At 73.7% G+C, this 2,749-nt stretch carries 1 protein-coding gene and 1 pseudogene; both read right to left on the bottom strand.

Going from position 1 to position 2,749, the window contains the following annotated elements; genetic code table 11:
• A partial coding sequence (locus H300_RS28565; protein WP_037981501.1) for an acyltransferase domain-containing protein occupies positions 1–2,304 on the bottom strand: 2,304 nt, incomplete at its 3' end.
• A 349-nt stretch (positions 2,305–2,653) separates the two neighbouring features.
• Positions 2,654–2,749, bottom strand: a pseudogene (locus H300_RS31990) (IS5/IS1182 family transposase); the annotation flags it as partial.

Genomic DNA, 2,749 nt, shown 5'->3' with positions numbered 1-2,749 from the left:
CTCGCCCGACCGCAGCGATTGGGCCGCGAGGTGCAGGGCCACCAGCGAGGACGAGCACGCCGTGTCCACGGTGACCGCGGGGCCTTCCAGCCCGAGGGCGTAGGCTATGCGGCCCGACGCGACGCTGCCGGTGTTGCCGGTCAGCAGGTGGCCGCCCTCGTCGGCGCCCTGTTCGAGAGGGGGCCCGTAGTCCATGGTCATCGCCCCGACGTAGACGCCCGTCCGGGTCCGGCGCAGGGTGGCCGGGGCGATCCCGGCCCGCTCCAGTACTTCCCAGGTCGTCTCCAGCAGCAGCCGCTGCTGCGGGTCCATCGCCAGGGCCTCGCGCGGCGAGATGCCGAAGAACTCCGCGTCGAAGTCGGCTACGCCGGCGAGCGAGCCCGCCTCGCGCTGGTAGTACCGGCCCGGCGTCCCCGGTGCGGGGTCGTACCGGCCGGTGGTGTCCCAGCCGCGGTCGCCGGGCAGCGCGGAGACGGCGTCGGCACCAGCAGACAGCAGCTCCCAGAGTTCGTCGGGGTTGCCGACACCGCCGGGGTAGCGGCAGCCCATGCCGACGATCACCACGGGGTCGTCGTCCGCGGCCCGCCGCACCGGCTCGTCCGTATCCCGGTCGGACCGGTCGGACCGGTCGCCGCTGATTTCGGCGCAGAGGTACGCGGTCAGGGCCGCCGTGGTCGGGCAGTCGAAGACCACCGTCGCCGGGATGCGCAGCGCCGTCGCCACGCTCAGCCGGTTGCGCAGCTCCACCGCTGTGACGGAGTCGAGTCCCAGGTCGAGGAAGGCCAGGTCGCCGGGGACCGGATCGAACCGCCCGGTCAGTACGGCGATCTCCTCGCCCACCAGCCGGGCCAGCGCCGCGCGCCGCTCCGGTTCGTCCATGCCGGCCAGCTCCGCGCGGAACGCGGCGCCCGCGTCCCGGTCGCCCGCGCCGCCTTCGCCGTCCGGCCCGTCCGTGTCCGCGGGGCCGGGCTCCACGAGCGCCGCCAGGGCAGCCGCCGGCAGTTCCCGTACCGAGGCGCCCCGATCGGCGGACAGCGCTTCCCGGTCCGGGGTGACACCGCGCACGTACAGGTCACCGAGCGAGGTCAGAAAGCGGCCCGGCCCGCCCTGGTCCCGGCGCAGCGTCCCGAGGACGGCGGCCTGCGCGCCGTGTTCCTCCGCGCACTCCGTGAGGGCTGAGGTCAGCACGGTGTGCGGGCTGACCTCCAGCAGGACGCCGTGCCTGTCCCGCAGCAGGGCCCTGGCCGCCTGGTGGAACCTGACCGTGTTTCGCAGGTTGCGGCACCAGTAGTCGGCGTCCAGTACCGGGACGTCCAGTCGTCCGCCGGTCAGTCCGGAGTAGTAGGGCAGGTGCGGTGTGCGGGGCCGGATCGGTGCGAGGTCGGCGCGCATCCGGGGAATGATCGCGTCGATGTGGGGGGAATGGGCGGCCAGGCCGACCGCGATCCGCCGTGCGTGCACCGCGTCCGAGGCGAGGTCGGCGAGGAGTTCGGTCGCGGCGTCGCGGTCACCGGAGACGATGACGGACTGCGGGCCGTTGTGCGCGGCGACGACGAGGCGACCGTCCCAGCGGCACAGCCGCGGCTCGACCTCGCCGGCCGGGGCCATGACGGCGACCATGTCGCCCTGCCCGGCCAGGGTCGCCTGTGCCTGGCTCCACAGGGCCACCACCCGCGCGGAGTCCTCCAGGGACAGGGCGCCGGAGACCGCGGCGGCGGTGACCTCGCCGACGCTGTGCCCCAGCACGGCGGCCGGTTCCACGCCGTGGAAGCGCCACAGCGCGGCGAGCGACACCGTCACGGCGAACAGCAGGGGCTGCACCACGTCGGCCCGGTCCGCGGCAGGTGCACCCGGCGCGTCCGGGTCGCGGAGCACGTCGATCGGAGACCAGTCGACGAACGGTTCCAGGGCCTGCGCGCACGCGTCCATCCGGTCGCGGAACACCGTGGACGTGTCCAGCAGGTCCACCGCCATCCGGGGCCATTGCGCGCCCTGCCCGGGAAACACGAAGGCGACCCCGCGGGCGGCCCCGGCGGTTCCCTCCACCAGGCCGGGCATGCTCCTGCCATCGGCGAGCGCGTCCAGCCGCCGCAGGAGTCCGTCACGGCCGTCCGCCACCAGTGCCGCCCGCCGGTTCCCCTCGGAAGCGGTGCGCGCGAGGGTGAACGCGATGTCCTGGGGGCTCCAGTCGTCACGACCGGCCAGGTACGCGTGCAGGCCGCGCGCGCCGGCCGCCAGCGACTCCCTGCCACTGCCGGCAAGTGTCCACAGCAGCGGTGCTTCCGTACTGTCGGGGTGCGCCATCGTGTCTTCGGGCTCCTTCACGGCGAGTAGGACCATCAGTCACCGGACCGTGCCGGGGCGCCCGCTCCTACGGGGCGCGCGCCGGCCGGGACGCCTTCGTCATTCCCGGCGTGTACCGCCACGGACCTGCGACGTCGATCTTCCCCAAGCCGCATAGCAGCCAGATAGCGCAGGCCGCGACACGACGCGGATACGGGGAACGGGCGGGGCAGCGGGAGAGCCGTGCGTACTCCGTGCGGGTCAGCCGTCCGTTCCGGTCGACCGGTGCGGGCCCGGAGCCCGCGTCACTCCCAGTTCCGGGGCCGACCACTAAGAGGATGTCTCATGTGGCGAGTTTCGCGAGTCTTTTTTAGCAGGTCAGGGCTGCGGCGAGGCCGAGGAAGGCGAGGAAGCGGCTGCCTTTTCGTTCGTACCGTACGGTGAGGCGACGGTAGCCGAAGAGCCG

It is taken from the genome of Streptomyces sp. TAA040 (assembly GCF_000424845.1).
Note: the sequence above shows the minus strand (reverse complement) of the source record. Positions and strands in the feature narration are given on the sequence as shown.